The sequence below is a fragment of the Methanosarcina baikalica genome, assembly GCF_031461075.1.
Taxonomy (GTDB): Archaea; Halobacteriota; Methanosarcinia; order Methanosarcinales; family Methanosarcinaceae; genus Methanosarcina; species Methanosarcina baikalica.
In genome coordinates, this window is record NZ_JAVKPK010000007.1 from 1 (window position 1) to 22153 (window position 22153).

19 protein-coding genes are annotated in these 22153 nt (G+C 42.6%); 7 read left to right on the forward strand and 12 right to left on the reverse strand.

Features of this window, described 5'->3' with window-relative positions; all coding sequences use genetic code 11:
- Positions 1-609 precede the first annotated feature (609 nt).
- Positions 610-1728, reverse strand: coding sequence for an AAA family ATPase (locus tag RG963_RS02720; protein WP_310574744.1), 1119 nt, complete (start codon positions 1726-1728; stop codon positions 610-612).
- A gap of 646 nt (positions 1729-2374) precedes the next feature.
- Between RG963_RS02720 and RG963_RS02725 the strand changes: the two genes are divergently transcribed.
- Both RG963_RS02725 and RG963_RS02730 read left to right on the forward strand, forming a co-directional pair.
- Positions 2375-2554, forward strand: a complete 180-nt coding sequence (locus RG963_RS02725; RefSeq protein ID WP_310574745.1) for a hypothetical protein — start codon at positions 2375-2377, stop codon at positions 2552-2554.
- A 499-nt stretch (positions 2555-3053) separates the two neighbouring features.
- The gene (locus tag RG963_RS02730) at positions 3054-3587 is read left to right on the forward strand and encodes a hypothetical protein (protein ID WP_310574746.1); all 534 of its coding nucleotides are present in this window, start codon (positions 3054-3056) and stop codon (positions 3585-3587) included.
- Between the two features lie 93 nt (positions 3588-3680).
- Here RG963_RS02730 and glmU (RG963_RS02735) read toward each other — a convergent pair whose 3' ends face one another.
- The 4 genes from glmU (RG963_RS02735) to glmU (RG963_RS02750) form a co-directional block, all read right to left on the reverse strand.
- On the reverse strand, positions 3681-4874 hold the full coding sequence (gene glmU / locus RG963_RS02735) for a bifunctional sugar-1-phosphate nucleotidylyltransferase/acetyltransferase (RefSeq protein ID WP_310574747.1): 1194 nt from the start codon (positions 4872-4874) through the stop codon (positions 3681-3683).
- Positions 4871-6175 (reverse strand): phosphoglucosamine mutase, encoded by a 1305-nt coding sequence (glmM, locus tag RG963_RS02740; protein ID WP_310574748.1) that lies wholly within the window; start codon positions 6173-6175, stop codon positions 4871-4873. Before glmM ends, glmU (RG963_RS02735) begins: the two co-directional genes overlap by 4 nt.
- 80 nt (positions 6176-6255) lie before the next feature.
- Positions 6256-8109 carry a glutamine--fructose-6-phosphate transaminase (isomerizing) gene (gene glmS / locus RG963_RS02745; RefSeq protein WP_310574749.1) on the reverse strand — a complete coding sequence of 618 codons (1854 nt, stop codon included), beginning with the start codon at positions 8107-8109 and terminating at the stop codon, positions 6256-6258.
- 19 nt (positions 8110-8128) lie between these two features.
- Positions 8129-9346, reverse strand: a complete 1218-nt coding sequence (gene glmU, locus RG963_RS02750; RefSeq protein WP_310574750.1) for a bifunctional sugar-1-phosphate nucleotidylyltransferase/acetyltransferase — start codon at positions 9344-9346, stop codon at positions 8129-8131.
- Between the two features lie 1165 nt (positions 9347-10511).
- Between glmU (RG963_RS02750) and RG963_RS02755 the strand changes: the two genes are divergently transcribed.
- The 3 genes from RG963_RS02755 (at position 10512) to RG963_RS02765 (ending at position 12962) form a co-directional block, all read left to right on the forward strand.
- Positions 10512-11765, forward strand: a complete 1254-nt coding sequence (locus tag RG963_RS02755) for a replication protein A (protein WP_310574751.1) — start codon at positions 10512-10514, stop codon at positions 11763-11765.
- Positions 11766-12335 carry an RPA family protein gene (locus tag RG963_RS02760; protein WP_310574752.1) on the forward strand — a complete coding sequence of 190 codons (570 nt, stop codon included), beginning with the start codon at positions 11766-11768 and terminating at the stop codon, positions 12333-12335.
- Positions 12336-12740: 405 nt separating this feature from the next.
- Positions 12741-12962: a hypothetical protein gene (locus RG963_RS02765; RefSeq protein WP_310574753.1), complete on the forward strand. Its 222-nt coding sequence runs from the start codon at positions 12741-12743 to the stop codon at positions 12960-12962.
- 269 nt (positions 12963-13231) lie between these two features.
- On the opposite strand, the gene RG963_RS02770 is transcribed toward RG963_RS02765, so the two are convergent.
- From RG963_RS02770 to RG963_RS02790, 5 genes are all read right to left on the reverse strand, one after another.
- Positions 13232-13792 carry a metallophosphoesterase gene (locus RG963_RS02770; RefSeq protein WP_310574754.1) on the reverse strand — a complete coding sequence of 187 codons (561 nt, stop codon included), beginning with the start codon at positions 13790-13792 and terminating at the stop codon, positions 13232-13234.
- A 394-nt stretch (positions 13793-14186) separates the two neighbouring features.
- Positions 14187-14975: a DUF7839 domain-containing protein gene (locus tag RG963_RS02775; RefSeq protein WP_310574796.1), complete on the reverse strand. Its 789-nt coding sequence runs from the start codon at positions 14973-14975 to the stop codon at positions 14187-14189.
- Entirely contained in the window at positions 14975-15496 is a 522-nt protein-coding gene (locus RG963_RS02780) for an ArsR family transcriptional regulator (RefSeq protein ID WP_310574755.1), read from the reverse strand. Before RG963_RS02780 ends, RG963_RS02775 begins: the two co-directional genes overlap by 1 nt.
- Positions 15497-15559: 63 nt before the next feature.
- Positions 15560-16597: a deoxyhypusine synthase gene (locus RG963_RS02785; protein WP_310574756.1), complete on the reverse strand. Its 1038-nt coding sequence runs from the start codon at positions 16595-16597 to the stop codon at positions 15560-15562.
- Between the two features lie 320 nt (positions 16598-16917).
- On the reverse strand, positions 16918-17415 hold the full coding sequence (locus RG963_RS02790) for a pyruvoyl-dependent arginine decarboxylase (RefSeq protein ID WP_310574757.1): 498 nt from the start codon (positions 17413-17415) through the stop codon (positions 16918-16920).
- A 422-nt stretch (positions 17416-17837) separates the two neighbouring features.
- Here RG963_RS02790 and RG963_RS02795 point away from each other — a divergent pair, with 422 nt between their 5' ends.
- Positions 17838-18488 carry a hypothetical protein gene (locus tag RG963_RS02795; RefSeq protein ID WP_310574758.1) on the forward strand — a complete coding sequence of 217 codons (651 nt, stop codon included), beginning with the start codon at positions 17838-17840 and terminating at the stop codon, positions 18486-18488.
- A gap of 80 nt (positions 18489-18568) precedes the next feature.
- Positions 18569-19399 carry a carbon-nitrogen family hydrolase gene (locus tag RG963_RS02800; RefSeq protein WP_310574759.1) on the forward strand — a complete coding sequence of 277 codons (831 nt, stop codon included), beginning with the start codon at positions 18569-18571 and terminating at the stop codon, positions 19397-19399.
- 117 nt (positions 19400-19516) lie between these two features.
- Here RG963_RS02800 and RG963_RS02805 read toward each other — a convergent pair whose 3' ends face one another.
- Both RG963_RS02805 and RG963_RS02810 read right to left on the reverse strand, forming a co-directional pair.
- The gene (locus RG963_RS02805; RefSeq protein ID WP_310574760.1) at positions 19517-20746 is read right to left on the reverse strand and encodes an ABC transporter permease; all 1230 of its coding nucleotides are present in this window, start codon (positions 20744-20746) and stop codon (positions 19517-19519) included.
- A 36-nt stretch (positions 20747-20782) separates the two neighbouring features.
- Positions 20783-22153, reverse strand: coding sequence for a COG1361 S-layer family protein (locus RG963_RS02810; protein ID WP_310574761.1), 1371 nt, complete (start codon positions 22151-22153; stop codon positions 20783-20785).

The window sequence follows — 22153 nt, forward strand, 5'->3', positions numbered from 1 at the left end:
GAAATAGCTTCTTCTTATTAGCAGCATATTCAAATCCACCTTTATATAGAAATGTTTGATTATACCACAGCAGAGTAAAAGACAGCTGGAAACTGAGTGAAGGATTTAATTCCTTAACAGCTTCCACCAGTTAACAGCTTTACCTGTACAAATTTCCACAGCCAACTGCTTCATAAATGATTTTATTAGCGGTCGTCGTCCTGCTTCTAATCATAAATTTTTCCATAAGATTGATGTTTATCTCTTTAGCGTGGTCGCTTTCCAGCTGGGAAATTATATTAATCCATGAAAAACAGCGAAGAGCTCTGCTTTTCTTTATTATCTGAAACTGCGCTCTGGCTTGCTTCTCCAGGAGACTCGACTCTAAAGCAGCAGGAAACTTTCTTCTAAGCTCACCTGTATGCAGAAAGCCAGAATATACACAGCACGGAAAATGAGAACGGAATGCAAGTATGTGTATATTCTGAAAGAATATTAATTTACGATCGATGAAACACTCAAAAGTATGCTATTTTAAAAATTAAGTACCTTAAAAAGTAAGGTACTTTAAAAGCGGCACAGCTTAAAAGTAACGCATCTGTATTTCGGCTTAAACAGAGTTTTTACAGCTTAAACATAGAGTTCAGAAGGATCCTGAGGAAGTCCTTTTCTGCCAAGTTTTGCAAGAGCTTTTTCGAAATCCTTGCCTGTTACAATTTCCCTGTCTTCAATAATTGCCTGGTGGAGAGCTGTCTTCAAAACCTTTTCCACAAGGTCCCTGCCCGAAAGCCCTTTTGTTTTCTTTGCAAGAGCCTGGAAATCGCAGTCCTCTACCGGCAAGGGGAAGGTTTTTACATTTGATTCGAAGATCCTGAGAACCTCTTCTTCTCCAGGGAGAACAAATTCGATCTCTTCTTCAAACCTGCTTCTTACAGCGGAGTCCAGGGAATTAATCCGGTTTGTGGAGCAGATAGTACATACTCCATCGCGTTCCACTATACCATCCATTTCGGTCAGGAGAGCGTTTACGATTTCACTTACATCTCCTCTTAACTCCTGGAATTTCCTGTCCAGGGCTATGGCATCAAGTTCGTCAATGAAAATGATACATGGAGCCATTTCTTCCGCCCGGTCGTAGAGCTGGTGAATCTGGCGGGCTCCGTCTCCCACGAATTCCCCTATAAGCTGGGTGGCTTTTACAGGAATGATGGGCACATCGGTTTTGTTTGCGAGGGCTTTTGCAAGCATTGTTTTTCCGGTTCCTGAGGGCCCGTAAAAAAGAATGTTTCTTGGCGCCCATTTCCCGAAACGCTCGGGCTCTTCGAGGAAACGTTCAATTAGCCTGCATTTTTGCTTTGCAGTTTCCTGCCCGACTACATCTTCGAATATAACACTGGTCTTTATTTCCGTAGACGATGGAAGGCCGTTTTCCTCTTCAGTTACGATAATTGAGGTTGAGTTTCCTATCATGGATTCTGCAGGTTCCACATCTATAATTCGGTAAGCAAAATCCGGAAACATCCGTCGGTCAAAAAGATAATCTCCCTTGCGGGCAACATACCCATTCCACTGTTCTCTGGCATAGAATTCAAAAACATCCCTATTTTCAATAACAGGATATTCGTCCATCATGCCGCTTAACGGATAACCTTCGGGCTTCAGAATAAGAAGCTCGGAAGTAGACTTCACAAACTCGGTATTGTTTTCAGGAGTTTTTTTCGCGTTCACTCTTTGTGAGACTGGTCGCACTTTGTTATCAACTCGAATACTTTTCTATACCTCTATAGTGATCCGAAGAGCTAATAAAATTAACCCTATAAACTAATCCGGATATTCGACTGCGAAAGGCTCACCTGGTTCGGAGAGTTAAGAAAATGGCCTTCTGAAATATTGCTATCGAGGCATTTGCGCGGTAGCCATCTGTCAGGTCTGTTCTTCGAGCCTCGGGCAATTATTATATATTCAGATATGCAATTTATCAGTGCATATGTCCTGAGGGACATTATATAAGTGTAAAATATTTATATGAGTAGACAGATAAATGGTTTATTATTTGAAATATGCTTGAATCACTGATTGTGTAAAATAACAGGCTTTCTAAAGGTTCTAATGTTGGAATTTTAAGAGTGTAGCCCTTTATAATGCGCATGAAGATCTGATGTAAAAGAGAAAGCTAATATATTATATTAATAATATAAAATCCTAACTTATTGAATTAAAATTATTTTCAAACATCGTTTGAAAATTTATGACTAATGTCTGGTAAATTGCCTGACTAATATATATCAATTCTTAAAATTGTACAGCAATATTACGCTGGTAATTAGCAGACTAATGACTTAAGAATCTCAGTACTAGATACGGGTAGTTTCAGAGCATGATTTTTATGTTTACTATGGAGAACACGGAAGGTTTCGACCAGAAAACTCTTGATAAGATGAACTCTGAAGTCAAGAAAACTATGAGCAAGCACGATCCGAAGTCAAAGGACTACAAAAAAATATTCGAACAAGTTGAAGATCAGGTCTTCGACAAATACTGTTCCGAGGTGTTCAGGCCCTCTCTCAAACTTTGATAATTTGTCGTTCCGTAAACACTGCGCCGGTAAAATTTTATTTTTATTTTATTACTTAGCTTTTAATTTTTACCGGCTTTAATTCCTTTAAAATAGATTTGATTACTTTACTAGTGTTGCGTCAATCCTCAAAGATTCAATGATTCTGAATAGTTGCAATCGATTTTATACGACATTTTGTTGTTGACTCGACACTAGGGTTACTTTAAATTTTACTTTTATTTAGAAATGTTATTCAAAGTTTCTTGATTTTTCTTTTAATTTTTAATTGAATTTCAGTCTTATCCGTAAGTTATTTTTGAGTTATATCGATCCTGAAGAAAGAGTATAGTCCCCTATATTTGTGAAAAATGAAAAGAGATTCTCTTGCTTATGGTTTTCAATAACTCACCCTCAAGACCTGAATTTCAATGTAACTTATATTGTAACTATTTTTGTCTTTTTTTGGATTTACCTGTATCGATAACTTTTTTTATATCCCTACCTCTTATTCTCAATTATGATTCATTGCAACAAAATCAAGGCTTTGAGTTTTTTCCTTCTCATTATGCTTTTGTTTGTCCCGATCGCAGGTGCGGCCTCAAATGCAGGTGAGATCCGGAAAGCCGACCTTTTTGAAGCCCCTGAGAATTCTACTGCTGATAATGATCTCTTTACAGAACTGAGTGAAAAAGCCGGGCTTTATAACAAGAATTTCGATCAAGTTCCCGCAATTCTCCAAAGGCTTGTGGCCAGTGAAGAAATTTCCGGAAAAATTAAACTTGATAACGGCGAAATGCTTTACGTGACTTTACTTATGAGAGGAGGACAAATAGGGGAGTTTTATAGGTATGATACTTCTACGGACCCAAACTCTAAGTTAGGGCCTACCATAAAAGTGGAAACCGATGAGCAAACAGTAAAAAGAGTGCTTGATTCGAAAGACCCCTTTAAGGAAGCCATAAAAAGCATGAATGAGGATTCTTTAAAGGTGGAAACTAAAGGTTTCTTCCGAAACACCGTGCTCTGGACTTTAAAGCATTTTTATCCATGAGCTCAATAAAAAAATTAATTTAAAATGCCCTTTCCTCCTTATTTTTTAGGGGAAAGGGTTCTGACCTTATTTGTCAGAATTTCAATGTCAGGATCAATGCTTGACAACCTCTCCAGGATACGTATATCTTCCCTTTTCCATTATCACGCCGATATTTATACTTGTATTGATACCGGTATGCACGTCATCTCCCATAATCACTCCGAGCTTTCTCCTGCCTGAGTCAAGAATCCTTCCTTTCACCATTACTTTTATATTTTTCCCGTCATGACGGAGATTTGCAACTTTCGTGCCCGCCCCAAAATTACAACGGCGCCCGATGATGCTGTCTCCTACATAACTCAGGTGCCCCACATGGGTATCTTCCATTATAATTGTGTTCTTAATTTCCACAGCATTTCCGACTCTAACGTGATTTCCGATTGCAGTGGAGGGGCGGATAAAACAATTCGGCCCTAGATCACAGTTTTCCCCAATTACCACAGGCCCTTCAATATAAGAGCCGTTTCTTATAAGGGTGCCTTTTCCGATTACAACCTCACCTTTTATAGTTGCATTCGGCTCTACCGTGCCTTCGCACATGCCCTTAAGGTCTTTCAGGAGGTATTCGTTTGCTTTCAAAAGGTCCCAGGGGTACCCTATATCTATCCACCTGCTTTCGAGGGGGCTGTAGCCTACAGCTGCTCCGCTGTCGATCAACATCTGGATGGAATCCGTAATCTCGAATTCCTTTCTCACCGATTCCGGGGTCCTGTCAATAAGGTCAAATATAGATTCCCTGAAGAGATATATTCCGGCATTTGCAAGGTTAGTGGGAGGATTTTTAGGTTTCTCTATTATTCTGATCACTTTATTATTTTCGGTCTCAAGAACTCCGAAATCAGATGGATTCTCCACCTCTTTTACGCAGATGACAGCTTCTTCTGTCCTTGAAAGCAGGGCTTTTAAGTCCTCCTGCCCGATAAGCATGTCCCCATTAAGTACAAGGAACTCCCCCTCAACATATCCCCTTGCATACCCTATTGCATTTGCAGTTCCTAGCTGTTCCCTCTGCCGTACGTAATCTATGCTTACTCCCCATCTGCTCCCGTCTCCGAAATACTCTTTTATCTTCTCTTCCTGATAACCTGTGATGAAGACAAAACCCTCAATGCCTGTTTTTATGGCTGAGTTAAGGATATGCTCGAGTATGGGTTTGTTTGCGACCTGGAGCATGACTTTAGGACAGCCAGAAGTAAGAGGCTCCATCCTTGTGCCTTTGCCTGCCACAAGGACAACTGCTTTCATTTAAGCGCCTCCGTTACTAGGTTTTTAGCCATCTCAAAAATTTCATCAACGTTTTCCCGGGCTTCAGCCGTAATTCTCACTTTTGCCTCTGTGCCCGAGGGGCGGACAAGTACCCAGCCATTTTCCATTTCCACACGGATTCCGTCGATATCAAGGACTTTTCCCAGGGGCTCGAGTTTAACCTTTATTTTTCCCATAAACTCTGCCTTTTTCTCGTTTGCACAGGGGAAAGCCCCTCTTTTTGTGGCATACCTGGGAAGCTCTTCTCGAAGCTCACTTAATTTTTTATCCTTCAAAATCTCAACAAGTCTTGCGGCCGCATAAATCCCGTCCGGGCAGTAGGAAATCTTCGGAAAAATCCAGCTTCCTGAAGGCTCACCTCCGTAGATAGCTCCGCACTGTTTTATGCCTTCTGCGACATAGACGTCTCCAACCCTTGTCCTCACAATTTCCGAACCTTTAAGAGAATCGTCAACCATCATCGACGTGTCCACAGGCACTACAACTGTCCCTTTATTGCCTCTGCATTCAAAGAGCCCGAAAATTGCAAGCAGCTCGTCTCCTGACACAAAATTGCCTTTCTCGTCTACTGCCATCATCCTGTCTGCATCACCATCGTGCGCTATTCCCAGATCGGCTCCGAAATCTACAACAGCTTTCTTGAGCATGGAAAGGTTTTCATCTGTCGGCTCCGGATTTCTTGCAGGAAAGTGGCCATCGGGCTGGGCATTCAGGGTTATTACCTCACAGCCCAGTTCCTGGAGGAGATAAGGGCTGATTGTCCCTCCTGCCCCGCATCCGCAGTCCAGCACGATTTTCAGGCTGGAACTTCCGACGAGCTTTTTAATCATATTCATATGATCCCGAATAGCATTTCCGTCTTCTTCGAATTTGCCTATCAGGTTCCAGGGAACCCTGGAAAAGCTCTTATCTTCAATAGCTGTTTCAATCTCGTCCTGCTGAGCCGAATCAAAAGCCATGCCGTCAGGATTCCAGAGTTTGATCCCCACATATTCAGAAGGGTTGTGGGAGGCTGTGACCATTACACCGCATTCGTATTCTCTGGCTGCGTATGCCAGGGTTGGAGTGGTAACAAGGCCTACCTCTGTAACAGCACAACCTGATGCTGTCAGTCCTGCAATCAAAGCATGTTCGATCATCGGGGCCGAAACTCTTGGATCCCTCCCGATAACTGCAGTCTTTTTCCGGCTTCCCAATACAAGCCCTACATTAAGTGCAAGTTCGGGCGTGATTTCCTTGTTTGCGATTCCTCTTATTCCTGAAGATCCGAACAGTTTCATGTATCCCACTCCGAAGTTTCATGAAGTGTATTTTTCTCGAATTCTCTCGATTTTTCAATTATAAATATTCAGTCTTTTCATTATTCTACAGTGACGCTTTTCGCAAGGTTGCGCGGTTTATCAATAGAGCAACCTCGAGCAAGAGCAGTATAGTAAGCAAGCAACTGGAGAACTACAACACTGAGCAACGGAGAAAGCAGTTCATCACTCCGCGGAACTGTGAGGACTATATCTGCATACTTTCCTATCTCCGTATCCGTGTTATCAGCCACTGCGATAACAATCGCGTCCCTTGCTTTTACTTCTTTTATATTGCTCAGCACCTTGTCGTAAGTCTGTCCTCTTGTTGCAATTGTGATTACCGGTGTTCCTTTTTCAAGCAGGGCAATTGGCCCGTGCTTAAGCTCTCCAGCGGCAAAGCCCTCTGCATGCAAGTAGGAAATTTCTTTTAGTTTGAGAGCCCCTTCAAGGGCAATTGGATAGTTCAGATGCCTGCCAAGGAAGAAGTAGCTCTTTGAATTAGCAAAGTTCTCTGCACATTCCTTTATTGCTTCTTTCTGGTTGAGAATCTGCTGAATCTGGCCCGGCACCTTCCGGATTGCCGTAATGAATCTTTTAACATAATCAGGGCTTAACTTGCCTCTTGCGAGAGCAAATTTTACTGCAAGCAAATAAAGGAGGATCAGCTGAGTGCTGAAGGTCTTGGTCGCCGCAACCCCTATCTCAGGCCCTGCTATGGTATATAGTACACTATTGGCTTCTCGGGTAATGGTGCTTCCTACAACGTTCGTTATTGCAAGAGTAGGGCAATTGTAAGACATGATCTCCCGAACGGCTGCGAGGGTATCTGCAGTCTCTCCCGACTGGGTGATTGCTATTGCAAGAGTCCCATCATTCATAACCGGGCTTCTGTACCTGTATTCCGAGCAGATATCTATGTCGCAGTGAATTCCTGCCAGCTGCTCAAAAAGGTATTTTCCAAGCAGCCCTGCATGCCAGGAGGTCCCACATGCCAGAATCTGAACCCTTGAAAGTTTCCTTATCTCCTCCTCGCTCATGTTCAGTTCTTTGAGATCTATGGTTCCTTCAAGCTCCGAGACCTTGCCTGCGAGGGTATTATGAATTGCACTCACCTGCTCGTGAATCTCTTTAAGCATAAAGTGTTCATAACCAGCTTTTTCAGCAGCTTCAAAGTCCCATTCTATCTTTTCTATCTTCTTTTCCTTGACATTTCCTTCTCTGTCAAAGATCTCTACACTAGAAGGAGTTAGAATTGCTGTGTCAAAATCATCTACGAATATAACGTCTCTTGTAGAATTCAAAAAAGCAGTTACATCCGATGCGGCAAAGTTTTCCCCTTTGCCAAGTCCTATAACAAGAGGGCTGTCTTTTCGAGCGAGCACGAGTTTATCAGGTTCGTCAGCGCAGAGAATCGCAAGGGCGTAGGAGCCCTCAATTTCCTTCAGGGCTTCTCTGAGTCCTGTAAGGAGTTCGCATTTTGCTTCTGTTCCGTTAGGTTTCTCATATATGTGCTTGTGCAGGAGATGTGCAATCACTTCTGTATCTGTTTCCGACTTAAACTCGTATCCCTCTGCAGTCAGCTTCTCTTTCAATGCCATATAGTTCTCGATAATCCCGTTATGCACGACCGAAATCTTACATGGATTTCCAGAGTTGTGCGGGTGGGCATTTTCCGTGCTTGGACGTCCGTGGGTTGCCCAGCGGGTATGGCCTATTCCTAAGTTTCCGCCAATTCCTTTCGGGAGTACGGCTTCGAGATTTACAATTTTACCTACTGATTTGTAAGTATCGAGTCCGCTGCCCAGAACCGTAATACCAGCGGAGTCATATCCACGGTACTCGAGTTTTTTGAGGGACTCTATAATAACAGATGCAGCAGAATTCTCCCCTGCATATCCTACGATTCCACACATTTTTTTACCCCTTTTGAAATTAAAGAACTACCGAATGACGGGACAGATCTCTGTATATGGTATTTCCAGATTCTACCTGGCAGTCGACAGCTATAGTTACTCCGGCTTTCACAAGTACGCTGTTCCCGATCCGATTATCGTCTCCAAATATGGTACCGAGTCTGGGGGCTCGATGAAGAGTTTTATTCATAGTGATCAACAGACCTTCTTTTTCTTCAACAAAGAAACCTGAGCCAATTGTATTATTGCTTCCAATTATGGAATTGGAGATCTGCCCGTGCGAGTATATCCTGCAGTCATTCATTATTATACTATTCTGGATCTCGGTAAATGACCTGATCGATACGTTGTCTCCTATTGTTGTGGAGGGCAGGATAACAACATTGGGGCCTATATCGCAATTGTCTCCTATAACAACAGGACCTACAATGTAAGTTCCGGAGCGAATCCTTGTGTTTTTTCCTATTGCTACCTTTCCCCGAATTACAACTCCTTCTTCCACTTCTCCTTCAACCTTCAGATTCCTGGAGGAATTTAACACTATGGCATTTGCTTTTAACAGATCCCAGGAATGGACAGCATCCAGCCATTTTGATTCTGTCGGGACGGAAGTAACTGTTTTTCCCTCGTCTATCATAATCTGCAGAGTATCAGTTATTGCATACTCTCCATTTTCGGATATCGGGGTTTTTTCGATGGTTTCAAAGATCTGCGGCGTAAAAACATAAATTCCGGTATTTACAATACGGCTCAGATCTCCGGGCCTTTTTTCCAGGATCCTTGTAACTTTATTTTTTTCTTTAAGAACCACACCGTAACCTGCCGTCTCTTCCATCCTCACTGTTAGAAGGCTTGCGACTCCACCGTAATTCTTAATGAGATCGGCTATAGTTTTTGGTTCAACCAGATTATCTCCGTTCAGCACTAGAAATTCTGAGTCTTCGGGGCCGATAAATTTCTTTGCCTGTTCAATTGCGTGTGCAGTGCCAAGCTGAGCTTTCTGTTCTACATATCTAATTTTCACCCCGAAGTTCAGCCCGTCTTCAAAATAGTCCATTATTCGTTCTTTTTCATATCCGACAATCAATATAATATCGGTTATCCCATTTTTTTCAAGCGAAGCTATGACATGCTCCAGAATGGGCCTGTTGGCGATAGGAAGCATTACTTTTGAACGAGTAAGAGTGAGAGGTCTGCAGCGCAACCCTTCTCCGGCTGCAAGGATAATAGCTTTCATAGATTTAAAGATCCTTTTTTAGAATTTATACATTACCTTCGAAAGTCTAAACAGAATAATTTAATCTAAATATATACTGGATGTTATGCCTGTATAAGGGATAACCTACAATAAAAAAGTAATCTCTGTATAATTAAAAAATAAGTTTATCCATACAAGGTAAACAGCTCCAGAACATAAGCCGGATAAACTCCGAAATTAGGCCTTCCTCCTACTTTTCCAGCTTTTTTCCAGCAAATCTGAAGACTATGAGGGCAGGAATATTAGAAGCCCGATAAAAATCGTGTTATTCAAGCTTTTTCGAGACTGGGGGCCTGCAGACCTGAGCCGTAGCTCAGGAAATAATTAATACATTAACAATATTTGTAGATCGTTGTTTCTGACAGGATTCTATTTAAGGTTGTATCTTTTACAGGGCATCTTTGTCTTTTTTTCAGAGTCTGCAAAAGTATTTAATTTATAACCCAGAGAGACATTTCCTGCATTTTATACCTTACACGTCTTAACAATTGAGAGTCAGGGCAACTTCGTAAAGATTGGTTTATATCGAGATTTCGATTTACTGTTCAATATTTAATATAGTAATTACCAAATTAGTTGATAACCCCGAAGATGAATCCCCGCCAGCATAGGAAAAGTTGTGCTCGCGTTTCCTTTATTCCGGGTTGCAGGTGCTTTGCATGGTTGTAGAGTCTTGAGTAAATTAGGTATAAATGTGTACGTTAGAAACTATAAGTCACGCCCTTCCAGGAAAATCCCTGAGGACATCTCTCAAGGATTTCAGCAGGACACGTATGAGTAGACAAACAAGATATTTTTCATAAATAAATTTAAGTATGGCTTGAGAACATAGGTCTATTAAAAGAAACTTCAAATGAAACGTTGAAATAATTTTGAAGTGAAAATCAAGCCGGAAGCGGTTAGTATTTCTTTGGGAAATATGAAAGCAGCCTGGAAAAATAAATATTCCCTACAAGAAGAGTGAATTTTAGAGACAAATTCTTTTTAGGGTTTTATCGTCCCTAAAACTAATCATTCAGGCATGATTTCTTTCCTGAGATCAAATACTTTCACTCCGCTTTCCTCAGGTTTATATCATGTGGCGTTGTACTTTGGAACGCCTCTCTATACTATAAAGATAACCAAGAGGCTTGAGGTAGAAAGAATGAAACAAACTGCAGAATCTATTAGAGACCGATTTTTAAAGCTTGGAATCGATGTGCCCCTCGAGGACATCGAAAGCAGACTCGACGAACTGATCACGAAATTCAAAGTTCCTTCCAACGAAGCCCAGCGCAGCGTGACCAATTACTTTTTGAAGAAATATTCCATTCCTAAAAATGAATTTTACGTGAGGCAGGCTGAACCCCAACTTACCAAGATTGTGAACATCTCGGAAGACGGGCAATGGGCAAACCTTAAGGCAAAGGTTGCCCAGCTCTGGGAAAATACTCACGAATCCATATCTCAGGTAGGGCTCCTGGGGGATGAAACAGGAATCATAAAGTTTACCGAATGGAAAAATGCTGAACTGCCTAAGCTTGAGCAGGGAGAGAGTTACCTCTTCAAGAGTGTTGTTGTAGGAGAGTACAATGGCAGGTTCCAGGTTCAGATTAACAAGAACAGTTCAGTAGAAAAGCTGGATGAACCCATCGAGGTAGGGGGCGGGGATTTCACGCCGACTGCAAGAGAAGCAGAGCTCAGGAATATTGCCGATCTTATTGGTGGCCAGTGGGCTACAGTTAGAGGAAAAGTAGTCCAGCTCTGGGAAAACTCCCATGAATCGATTGAGCAGGCAGGGCTTTTAGGAGACCAGACAGGTGTTATCAAATTCACTAACTGGGCCAGTTCCGAACTTCCGGATATGGAAGAAGGCAAAAGCTACATGCTGAAAAATGTAGTTATCAATGAATGGGACGGCAAGGCTCAGATCCAGCTTAACAGGTCAAGTTCCATAGAAGAACTTGATGAAGATATCGAGGTCCGAACATCTACTTTCACATACTTCGGAGCAATGGTGGACATTCAAACCGGCTCAGGCCTTATAAAGCGCTGCCCCGAGTGCAAGAGGGCTCTGGCCAAGGGTGCCTGTGCAGAACACGGGAAAGTAAAGGGAGAATACGACCTCAGGATAAAAGCGGTCCTGGATTCGGGATCCTCAACTCAGGATGCTCTGATTAACAGGGAACTTACCGAAGAGCTTACAGGACTTTCTCTCGATACTGCAATTGCAATGGCCGCAGATGCCCTTGACCCCGGAGTTGTGCTGGACAAACTGAAACACGAACTTGTGGGCAGATATTATACTGTCAGCGGGCACAAGCTTGACCGCTATATCCTTGTGGATTCGATTACTCCAAGGACTTCTCTGGACAGAGAGCTCCTTGAGGAAATGCTTACTGAACTGGAGGTGGAGTAAATGACAGGCTTTTTCAGGGAAGTAGCCCGCAGGGTCTTTGCCCAGGAGCTGAAAGATTCGAACCTGACATCAAGGGATGAAAGTGACCAGTACGCACCACAGTATGTCCTAACCCCAACAGGAGCTAAAGTAAACCGCATCTTCCTTGTAGGCACACTTATAGAAAAAGAAGATATCGGAACCGACTCCGAATACTGGAGGGGAAGGGTTTCAGACCCAACAGGTTCCTTCCTAGTCTATGCCGGACAGTACCAGCCCGAAGCAGCCCAATTCCTTGCCGACTGCGAACTTCCAGCTTTTGTGGCAGTCGTGGGCAAAACCAGCACCTATACCACAGATGACGGTAATGTGTTGACCTCTATACGCCCAGAATCCATCCAGCAGGTAGACGGACTTGCCCGGGACCTCTGGGTACTCGATACCTCAAAGCAAACTCTTGAGAGGATAAGGGCAGTTGAGGCAGAGGAAGACCCGAACTCAAAACTTGCAAAAGAACACTACTCTACTGATACAGATTATTACCGTGCAATGATTAAAAAGGCTCTCGAGTCCCTTAAAGAAAGAGAATAAGAATTAAATAATAGATAAACGAAGGGGAAAACCCCTTAATTTTTTTCAAATTTTGAAATTTTTTCCTTTTTGGGTTTTCCGGAAATTTTTGTATCTCTTGATTCCTTCTTTTTTATTATCCTTTATTCATCTTCTTCGTATTCTTTTCCCAAATTTCTCTCCTTATTCTCCATTTAAACCTCCATTTTACCCGGATTTGTACATTTACATTTCTCGGGTTGATTTAACATTTTGATTGATTAGCAAATATTTTTATTTATACTGTCTTTGGACAAAAAGAGGCAAAATATAGATAAATAAACGAGACATGATATAAAATGAGGAATATGTGTTTGAATGCGAATTATGTGTTCGAATGCGAATTAACGATAAAATAATCAAGAAATTGAAATGTGAGATGATCCTGTGAAAACCTATCTTCTGGTCTGGTTCAGCAGTGAAGGTGCCCGTCCATCAGAGATTAATCGAAGACTGACGTCTCTGGGTTTCGAACCCATGCAAGGTAGCTACGATTTTATATATAATTGGAATAGCAACGTTAGTGTAGAGAAGGTTCTCGAGTTTGGGGATAAGGTATACTTGAGCCTTCAGGGCACAGGTGTAATGTTCAAACTGGAGACAATGTGAACTGGTAGAACTCGCAAAAATAAAGTGCGTGAGACCTCACTTAGCTAAGGGCTTATTAGAAATAAGTCGGTAACAATTATTTTGGAACCAAATCGAGGAAGCTGCATATGAGAATAGTTAAGTACGGTGTAAAAATGTACCTACATTATTTCGTGACTGGTCCTGAGCATGTGCCGGAACTCAGGCAATAAATAAACCGGTATTTAAAATTATTATTCAGGCGTAATTGAGGATATAATTCTTTTTCAGGCCTATCTCTGTAAGTCCGGTCAGACCTTTTTTTCATCCAGGCCTTCTTCCTGATTACGTTTTTTCAGGGCATCCCGGAACTTTAGATATCCGCAGGTGTCCCCTTCAAGAGGAATTATCCTGCCGCTAACATTCCCTTTTTCAATAATCAGTTCCACAACACTCGGATTTGACATCCTGGGTTTGGTAGGAGAGCCCGGACAAACAAGAACAACATCCCTTTTCTCAATTAAAGGACGGTGCAGGTGCCCGAAAATCAGGATGTCTACTTCCATTTCTTTTGCAAGGTAACCCTGCGCAGTCGTATCAGTTACCGAAAGTCCTCCTTCATGCACCACTCCGATTTTTACCCCTTCAACTTCGAATTTCAGCCTCTCGGGAAGGAGCTGCTTAAGATCGGAAGCATCATCATTTCCGAAAACAGCTTTCAATTTTCCGCTGGCGTTGAAAGCCTGATAGGCCTCCATAGTACTGAAGTCCCCTGCATGGACGATAAGGTCAGACTCTTCAAGAAGTGTTTGAAGTTGCGGGGGAATTTCCCTGGTTTTCAGATGAGTGTCGGAAAGTGCAATCAGCTTCATGGAAAATCTCCTCATTATATTAATAAAATATGCTCTATAGATAAAAATATGCAGTTAAACGCGACAAAACTGAAATAACTGGCAACTGACAATTATTCTGGAAAATATAGTCATTCGGGAAAAATTCTGAGAAAAATTATCCGTTAACTGACAATCTGTTTGGAAAATAAAAGCTTCTTACCCGGGGGTTCGGATCTGTGTTTAAGAAGGTAATCAACTACAGGGCAAAAATACAATAAACAAGGTACATAAGGCCTTGTATGGATAAGAAAGTAACGAATAATATAACAAATATTGTAGAAGTATGGCTTTTATCCCTACCTGCCACCTTCTGTCTTCGCCGGAAGCTGCCGAGGAAGGGAATTACGGCCCCATTGTAAAAAGTCAGAAGAAATTACTCGAGTGTCAGGTCTACGAGTTCGTACTCCAGATTCTCGGTTTCCAACCTGTTAAGGAGAGAAGCAACCTGCTCATCCACTGAAACCACAAGGGATGATAAACCGTGGTATGCAGCCTCGATAACTGACTCATTGGTTCCGAACATAACATTCGGGCTTACGCCTATCTTGCGCAGAGCGATAAGCGCTTCTACACCGATAGCTGCTATATAGGGTTTAGAGCTTGCCAATGGTTTCAGGCGCTCGATATCCACCTTTCTTGACCCTCCGCGCTCAATCCTTGGAACCTTGCAGATTGTAATTGTCGCATTTTCCAGGTCGATCAGGCCTTTGAGGCTGGTTACTCCTACATCATCCCCTGCGGCTGCATCGGATATGACAGTGCCTGATGCACCTGTCTTTTCCGTGCTGCTTACGTACAGGAGTCCTTTTTCCATTTTCAGGTAAACCTGCTGGCCTTCTTTTACATCCTCTTTTGTGATGGCTGTCCAGGTTGAAACATGACTGATTATATCCTCCATAACAAAGCGAGCGTAACGCTTCATATCTACGGCATTTTCAAGAACCCATTCCACGCCTTCTTTTGTGATCCTGTACCTGACGCGGCCCTCAGTAACAATCAGCCCATCATTTACAAGCTCCTTGATATATTCCGAAACTGCCTGGGGGGTTATTCCGATTTTAGCGGCAATTTCCTTTTGTCTGACATTGGGCTGGTGGGCTGCAACTTCAATAAGGACCTGAAACTTGGTTACTCCACTTTTAGTCTGGAGGATTTTAATCATCAATCGTAATTCTCCTCGACATCTTCAATTAATTTTAACCTTTGTCCCATTACCGAAAGCCTTTCAGACCGTCTGGCAACAGCACAGATATAGAACGGGTTTTTATTAAGGGCACGCGTGAGATTGCTCATAGAGGTATTACCTTCTTCTACCAGCCTTTCCAGTTCTTCCATGGCATCTTTGACCTCCTCGTATGGCTTGAAGGTCAGCATAATGATATCGCTAAGATCTTCAAAAGAACACTGAAAGTTAACCTGAACCTTGGAATAGGAGCTGTGGTATTCTTTGGAGGGTTTTTGTCCTGCCTCGGGAACTCTCCACTGGCTCTCAAGGAGCCCTGCTTTTTTCAGGATATGAAGGCTTTTTGATGAGTCTGTACCCATGAATTCGTCTATCTCTGTTCTGGTCATCCATTTGTTTGAAAGTGCATCGAATATCTTTTTGTGAGTTCTTGACCCAAAAGTCCTGAGTAATGGTACTAAATAGGAAGGATCGTTAATTATTCGAGTTCTTTTACCCATTTACTCTTCTCCTTCTCGTCTTATGTTATAAGCTTTCAAATATAATAAAGATTTGTAATGTGATTACTCGTTATAACCGATATCAAGCCCTTCAGGCCCTTCCCAGTTAAAAACGGGGGCAATGCGCTTCTGTCCACGGCATTTTTCATGCAGGGCATGAGCAACGATCGGAAGAGCAATAGTAGCATCCACGAAAACCTGGACTTTTTTTGCTTGGGCTGCGATCTTTCCCCAGGAAACAGCTTCGTCAAAAGTACAACCTGAAAGTCCTCCCCAGTGTGGAGAGTCGGAAGTATACTGGATTGCATAATCATGCCCTCCAACATCCATTCCCAGGATAGAAGCTATTACTTCGGTCTGCTGGATAAAATTCTTTGGAACTCCGCCTCCAACATAGACAACTCCGGTTTTTTCGGATTTTTCCACAATCTGCGTGATCTCATCAACATCTTTTATCTGGTCGATATCAAGTTTAAATCCTCTTCTTCTTGCAATGGTAAGCCCGATACCTATTGAACTGTCAGAAAGTGCAGGAACAAAGACCGGAATATTCTGCCTGTATGCACTCACTACTATAGAATCCTCTGACGCTCCACGCCTTACAAGTTCCTTTCCTAGCAGGTGAATGAACTCCCTTGATGAACAGGAAATTTCTCCGATTTCCTCTGCAAAATCGGCAATGAGGTTATCTGCGCTCCTGAATTCTTCTTCTACTGCAAAGACATCGTATATTCTGTCCACGCCGTGCTCGAAGAGTTTTTCGTCGTCAGCAAGATGGGAGCCCACATAATGCTTCTTGCCGAGGGCCTCGTGGGAATCATGGAACAGATTCGCCCCTGTGCTTACAAGGCAGTCTATCATCCTCTGCCGGATCATATAAGAAATAACCCTGCGCATGCCAGCAGGAACCATAGCTCCGGATAAGCCCATAAGCACTGTCATATTGTTTTCTTTTAGCATGTTATGCCAGGCCTGAACGGACTCGGCCAGTTTCCGTCCCTGGAAACCTGTTTTGAGCATTCCGTCCATCAATTCGCTTATAGACCTGTCCTTTACATCTATTGGTACGGTTGGGTTATCTGTGAATACATTAAGATGCATACCATTCTCCAAATAAACAGATAATGATAGTTTTGCCTGTAACTCCTGATGCTGCGGCATTCGGCAACAGGCGATAAGAAACGCAAATAGCGCTCTAAATGATTATATAATTTTTATTAAATATCAATATATGTGGACCCTTTCACTGGAGGATTTGACAAAGATAAATTATTCCAGAGAGAAAATAATTCGCCGGGTTCAGGGGGGTTGAACCAGAAAGTAAAGAATATGAAATTGACAGATAAAGATCAGTTTTAATATCCTCAAAGTAATGTCCGTAGATAATCTCGGAAATAAATGTGAGATTACCTGTTAAAGATTCAGATTACAAAAACTGCTGCAGATACCACGGTCATCCAGTTTCCTTGCTCGTCTACGAAAGAGGACCTCGGAACGCTGAAGGTCCTGAGAGGCGCTTCATTTGCCCAGGTGGTATACATGTTTCTGGCAAGTTTCGCTGCATGTTCCCCTACGTCTTGTTCAGTTTCTCCAAAAACGTGAAACTCAGAGATGTAGCCGTGTTTATCTGAAATTTGAGGGAGTGCGCATCCCACCGATGTGCTTAGCGTCCTTCGTGGTTCATTGGAAGAAATTCTCGACATCACGCAAAATACAATCTCCCCAGGATTCAATTCTTTTAAACCTTCCTCTCTGGATACTATCTCACAATTGGGAGGCAGGATAGAACTTACAGTGACAAGATTAAATTTCTCAATGCCTGCATCTCGGAGTGCAACTTCAAATGATTCAAGATGTTCGGGGTGTGTACCAACTCCACTTGTAAAAAATACTTTCCTGGGAATTAATTTCGTAATCATCTTTACATCCTTGTGAAATAATAAATTGAAGCTTAATCCAGATGGCAATTATCATTTTTAAGTGTTGCCCTTCAATTTTGCTGGAAAGAAGCTCAATTCCTATTTATTTAGGAAATAATGAATATAAGAAAGTTTGAAAAATTCCTTTAATTTAAAGTTATCAGTTGCGTTCTAATTTTTATGACCCCAACTCTTTCACAAGTTCTCTCATAAGCTTTATATTATGCAGGACAATTACATCGTGTATTACTTCCTGCAATTTTCTTGCTTACCTCTCTCAGGACAGAGAATAATCATGTCTTTTTCAAAATTTGCTGAAAAAGAAGGGCCTGTTTGTCCAATTGTCCTGGCAGAAATGACGTTCTTTCTGGCCTGAGGCCTGAAGAATCAACCAACAGCAACAAAACGTGATGTCGGTATAGATGGAAGAGAAGCTCAACTTAAAACTTCTGGAACTACTTGAGGGCAGGCAGCTCTCGATCAGCGGGCTTTCCCGGGAACTGAAAGCCGGAGGCATAGAAGAGCACAGGCTGATCCTTACCGGCTATCTCAGGGCACTCAGGGACCTAAAAATACTGGACGAAATCGAAGTCCCTCCCTCCAAAATTTATGCTTTACCTGAAAAAATAAAAGAGCCATTATCCGAAAAAGGCAAGGAACTCAGGTCTCCGGAACTTTCGTACTCGGAAGACATTTATTCTATATTCAGAACGCAGCTCCTTAAAATCGACCTTGACATGCGGATTCCTGTCGGGGTATATGTAGTCTCAAGGCTGTTTGAAAGGCCCTGCTTTCGCCGAGAGTTAAAGCTTATAGGAATAACTCAAAAACATCTTGACCAGTACCTGGAAAAACCCGGCATAGTCTGTGAGGCACCGGATGCATACCTGAAGAAAGCGAGAGCCGATATCACAAAGGTTGAGATCCCTCCAGATGACCCTGCATACGAAATACGGGAAAATAGGGAAGAGATAGCCAGGCTTGCGAACGAAGTGCTTGCAGGGCTGATTAAACACAGGGTTGACCTTGAGGGCCTGGTAGCAAAAAGCAAGCAAACTACCCTGCTCCCCTGAAAAAGGTTTCATTTTTAAATCTGAAACTTTACGTAAACAGGAATCAAACCGTTTGATTATAGTTCGCTGGTGGTTCGAAAATGAAAGTTGCCTGTGTCCAGATGGATGTGTTGCACTGCAATAAACAGGAAAACCTTGAAAACGCCCTCTCTATGGCTCTTGAAGCCTTGATAAAAGGAGCCGAAATTATTGTTTTTCCCGAGGTTTTTTCCACAGGCTTTTGCTATGAAAACTTCGACCATGTGGCAGAAAACCTTCCTTCCCCGATCCTTGAGAACCTGGGGTGTTTTTCCGAAGCCAATGACTGTGTTCTCATAGGCTCCATAATCGAAAAAACTGTTTTGGAAAAAGAAGTTTCTGACGCCGGGGTTTCAACTCACTATAATAATTCCACTCATTATCATAATCTCGGCTTCTGTTTCGAGTCAGGAACTCTTGCAGGCACTTATCGAAAAACTCACCCATTTAAGAACGAGAATCAGTACTTTTCCAGGGGTAACTCAATTGAACCCATTTCCCTTAAAAAGCAAAATCTGAAAATTGGCCTTGAGATCTGTTACGAACTCCGCTTCCCCGAGGTCGCACGAAAACTTGCCCTTTCCGGTTCCGATCTCCTTGTAACGACAGCAGCTTTTCCCAATCCCAGATCCGAACACTGGAAAACCCTTACAAAGGCAAGAGCAATCGAAAACCAGATCCCGCATATTGCCTGTAACCGCACAGGCTCTGCTCCTGACTGCACTTACTTCGGAAACTCAATGATTATCGATGCATGGGGGAAGGTAAAGACTGATGCAGGCGACAAGGAATGTGTTATTGTCTGCGACCTTGACCTGTCCGAAAAAGACGAAGTCCGAAAGGCTATTCCTGTTTTTGAGGATAGGAGAACCGAGCTTTATTCCGACAGGTAACATATTGTTTTAGGCAAGGTCGAGAACTTGCTGTAAATTTAAAGTCTATTTTTTGTGCACTGAGTATAATTCCGTTCTCTCAATTGAATTCTACCCGGCTAACTTCTCGAGATCCATTTATTCGTATCTCAGTGCATCCACTGGCTTTAATTTCGAAGCCCTGTACGCAGGGACAACTCCAGAGATAACTCCTATCATGACTGCAAGAGCAAGTCCTTCAAGCATTAGAGAAATTCTTACTCCACTGCCCCCTCCAGTCATATCGCTTCCCATCATCGCCTGAAGACCAGATGAAACAAAGGATCCCAGAATAACTCCAAGAATACCACCAACAAGACCTACCATTGCGGAGTTAAAAAGGAAAATCATAAGGATATCCCTATTTTTTGCTCCAATGGCTTTCATAGTCCCTATTTCCTTTGTCTTTTCAAGAACAGAGGTAAACATGGTATTAGCAATCCCGACGGCTCCTACAAGCAGGGACACGGCTGCGATGGCTCCGAGGAAAAGAGTCATTGAACTCATCATTTCGGTGATAGACTCAGCCATAGATTTTGAGGCTGTTAAGGAAAAGTCCCTGTCATCTCCCTGGATAATGTGCCTTGAGACCATAAGCCTTTTTTCGATGTCTTCCGTCAGTCCATCCACCTGATCTTCACTCTTGGCTTTTACCGTAATACTATCATAAACATCTTCTTGTGCGTCCTCAATAAGGTCTACTGCTCCATCGATTGGCATGTAGATATTTGAGTCATCCCCCATGCCTTCTTCTGTAAGGATTCCGACAACTCGCACTGATTTGTTGTTTACTGTTATTACCTGGTTGACTCCAATGTCATGGTCATAAGTTTCACTGGCTATGCCGCTTCCTATGACTGCAACATACTTATCAGCTGGTTCAAGTAATCTTCCGGATTGTGTTTCCAGCGTAGTCATGTACTTCCAGACCTGGGGATCCACACCTGTAATTGAGAGAGTTGCAGTTTCTCCTGTATATTTTACCTCCTCCCTGCCGGAAATTTCTCCGGCTATATACTGTACACTATCCAGGCCTTGAAGTGCGTCAATGTCATCATCCGTCAATTCAGAATCTGTTGATGAACCTCCCATTCCGGGTGGTCCAGGCATGTTAGATGATGCCTGGGTATACCCCGGACTTATTGTTATTATCGTCAGGTCCAAATCGGCTAACTCGCTCTGTATGCTCGCTTGCATGGCATCCCCTAAAGATATAATGCCAATTACAGATCCGACTCCTATAACTATCCCGATAATGGTCAGCCAGCTTCGGAGTTTACTATGCAGAAGCATGTTCAGACCCATTTTCAGGTAGGTTGAGTTTCTCATCTTGCATCCTTCCGTTCTATATTGATGCTGCTCTTCTCAGGCCTGGGGGTCTTCAGGCTTTTTATTACCGGATTTTTCTATTCTCCTTGCCTGGATTTTTTCCTGTATTTTCTTCCGGTAAACGAATACCCCTCCTGCAAGCACTATTAACACAATGTAGAGTAAGTATGAACCGATACCACTGCTGCTGCTTTGGCCTCCTGATCCCTGTGCAGTCATATTTCCGGAGGTCATTTCGAGTTTTACTTCCTTATCAACTGTTATTCTTTCTCCTTTTGCATCCGTATATTCAATCTGGACTTTCAGTGGATTTGTATCCATTGAAGCGGAAGTTGCATTTTCTCCTTTATCACTGGATTTTGTATTATCCGGTGATGCTTCGGGACTACCTCCTGCAGCCTGTGAGCTCGCAACGTTGAAAGAAGCAATTGTATAGTCTCCTTTCTCAAGATTTCCCACAATCGTTGAAGAACTTCCCGACACCTTGTAATCATCCTGGTCCGGGACCGATACTTTCACCGAATATGCCATATTGTTGCCTACGTTTGCAACTGATAGGGAAATCTCGCCTGCATCGCTTTCGGAAAAGGAAACATCAAAATCAGTCTCTCCACCTACGAAAAGCCCTGCCGTGGTATTGATACTTTGTTCGTTGGATTCATAGTCTTCATAACTAAGATCCATATCCAGCGTGTATAGACCAGGATCTGCGTTTACATCTGCCATGATGGAGTAAGATACGGTTACAGAGTCCCCAGCTTCCAGATATTTGATGTACTTTGTGTTGTCAGAGTATACCGGCAGAATTACCCCTTTCGGATCTTTCCAGGAGACTACCAGATTTTTGATAGGGGAAGTTCCGGTATTCGTTATGATAAGGTCCAAAGGCTCTTCTTTTGCAATATCAATATTCGCTTTGCTTATGGTTACGACCTGAGCGTATTCTTTACCCTTTACTTCTAGCTGGATCGTTTTTGTAGTAGTAATTGTATTTGATGAGGCTCCGCTTTCTTTTGCAGTGGTAGTGATATCTATATCATATGTTCCTGCAGACGCATTTGAATCCGTCATGAATCTGAATTTAAGAACCGCTGCATCGTCATCATCCTGCCGTGCATTCAGGTAGGAGATCTCTTTTACAAGATTTTCTCCTGAAACCTTACTGAAAGGGTATTCCGGATTGACTGTAACAGTTATGTCTTTGAGGTCAGCGTTTCCTACATTCTGCACGCTGACAGTGAGTTCAACAGTTTCTCCAGGACGAGCATAATCAGGATTCTGATTAGTTAGATTTACATCCAAGGATGCGGAATTTATGTTTCCGTTTGAGCCAAGCGCTGTCCCGGCTCCCAGGCATATGAATGCTGAAAACAGCAGTAAAAGTGTTAGCAAAGAGAACTTTTTCAT

Coding starts and splice junctions, on each gene's coding strand:
- RG963_RS02725 (WP_310574745.1), top strand. CDS start 2,375: ATGGAGAACACGGAAGGTTTCGACCAGAAAACTCTTGATAAGATGAAC.
- RG963_RS02730 (WP_310574746.1), top strand. CDS start 3,054: ATGATTCATTGCAACAAAATCAAGGCTTTGAGTTTTTTCCTTCTCATT.
- glmU (WP_310574747.1), bottom strand. CDS start 4,874: ATGAAAGCAGTTGTCCTTGTGGCAGGCAAAGGCACAAGGATGGAGCCT.
- glmM (WP_310574748.1), bottom strand. CDS start 6,175: ATGAAACTGTTCGGATCTTCAGGAATAAGAGGAATCGCAAACAAGGAA.
- glmS (WP_310574749.1), bottom strand. CDS start 8,109: ATGTGTGGAATCGTAGGATATGCAGGGGAGAATTCTGCTGCATCTGTT.
- glmU (WP_310574750.1), bottom strand. CDS start 9,346: ATGAAAGCTATTATCCTTGCAGCCGGAGAAGGGTTGCGCTGCAGACCT.
- RG963_RS02755 (WP_310574751.1), top strand. CDS start 10,512: ATGAAACAAACTGCAGAATCTATTAGAGACCGATTTTTAAAGCTTGGA.
- RG963_RS02760 (WP_310574752.1), top strand. CDS start 11,766: ATGACAGGCTTTTTCAGGGAAGTAGCCCGCAGGGTCTTTGCCCAGGAG.
- RG963_RS02770 (WP_310574754.1), bottom strand. CDS start 13,792: ATGAAGCTGATTGCACTTTCCGACACTCATCTGAAAACCAGGGAAATT.
- RG963_RS02775 (WP_310574796.1), bottom strand. CDS start 14,975: ATGATTAAAATCCTCCAGACTAAAAGTGGAGTAACCAAGTTTCAGGTC.
- RG963_RS02780 (WP_310574755.1), bottom strand. CDS start 15,496: ATGGGTAAAAGAACTCGAATAATTAACGATCCTTCCTATTTAGTACCA.
- RG963_RS02785 (WP_310574756.1), bottom strand. CDS start 16,597: ATGCATCTTAATGTATTCACAGATAACCCAACCGTACCAATAGATGTA.
- RG963_RS02790 (WP_310574757.1), bottom strand. CDS start 17,415: ATGATTACGAAATTAATTCCCAGGAAAGTATTTTTTACAAGTGGAGTT.
- RG963_RS02795 (WP_310574758.1), top strand. CDS start 17,838: ATGGAAGAGAAGCTCAACTTAAAACTTCTGGAACTACTTGAGGGCAGG.
- RG963_RS02800 (WP_310574759.1), top strand. CDS start 18,569: ATGAAAGTTGCCTGTGTCCAGATGGATGTGTTGCACTGCAATAAACAG.
- RG963_RS02805 (WP_310574760.1), bottom strand. CDS start 20,746: ATGAGAAACTCAACCTACCTGAAAATGGGTCTGAACATGCTTCTGCAT.
- RG963_RS02810 (WP_310574761.1), bottom strand. CDS start 22,153: ATGAAAAAGTTCTCTTTGCTAACACTTTTACTGCTGTTTTCAGCATTC.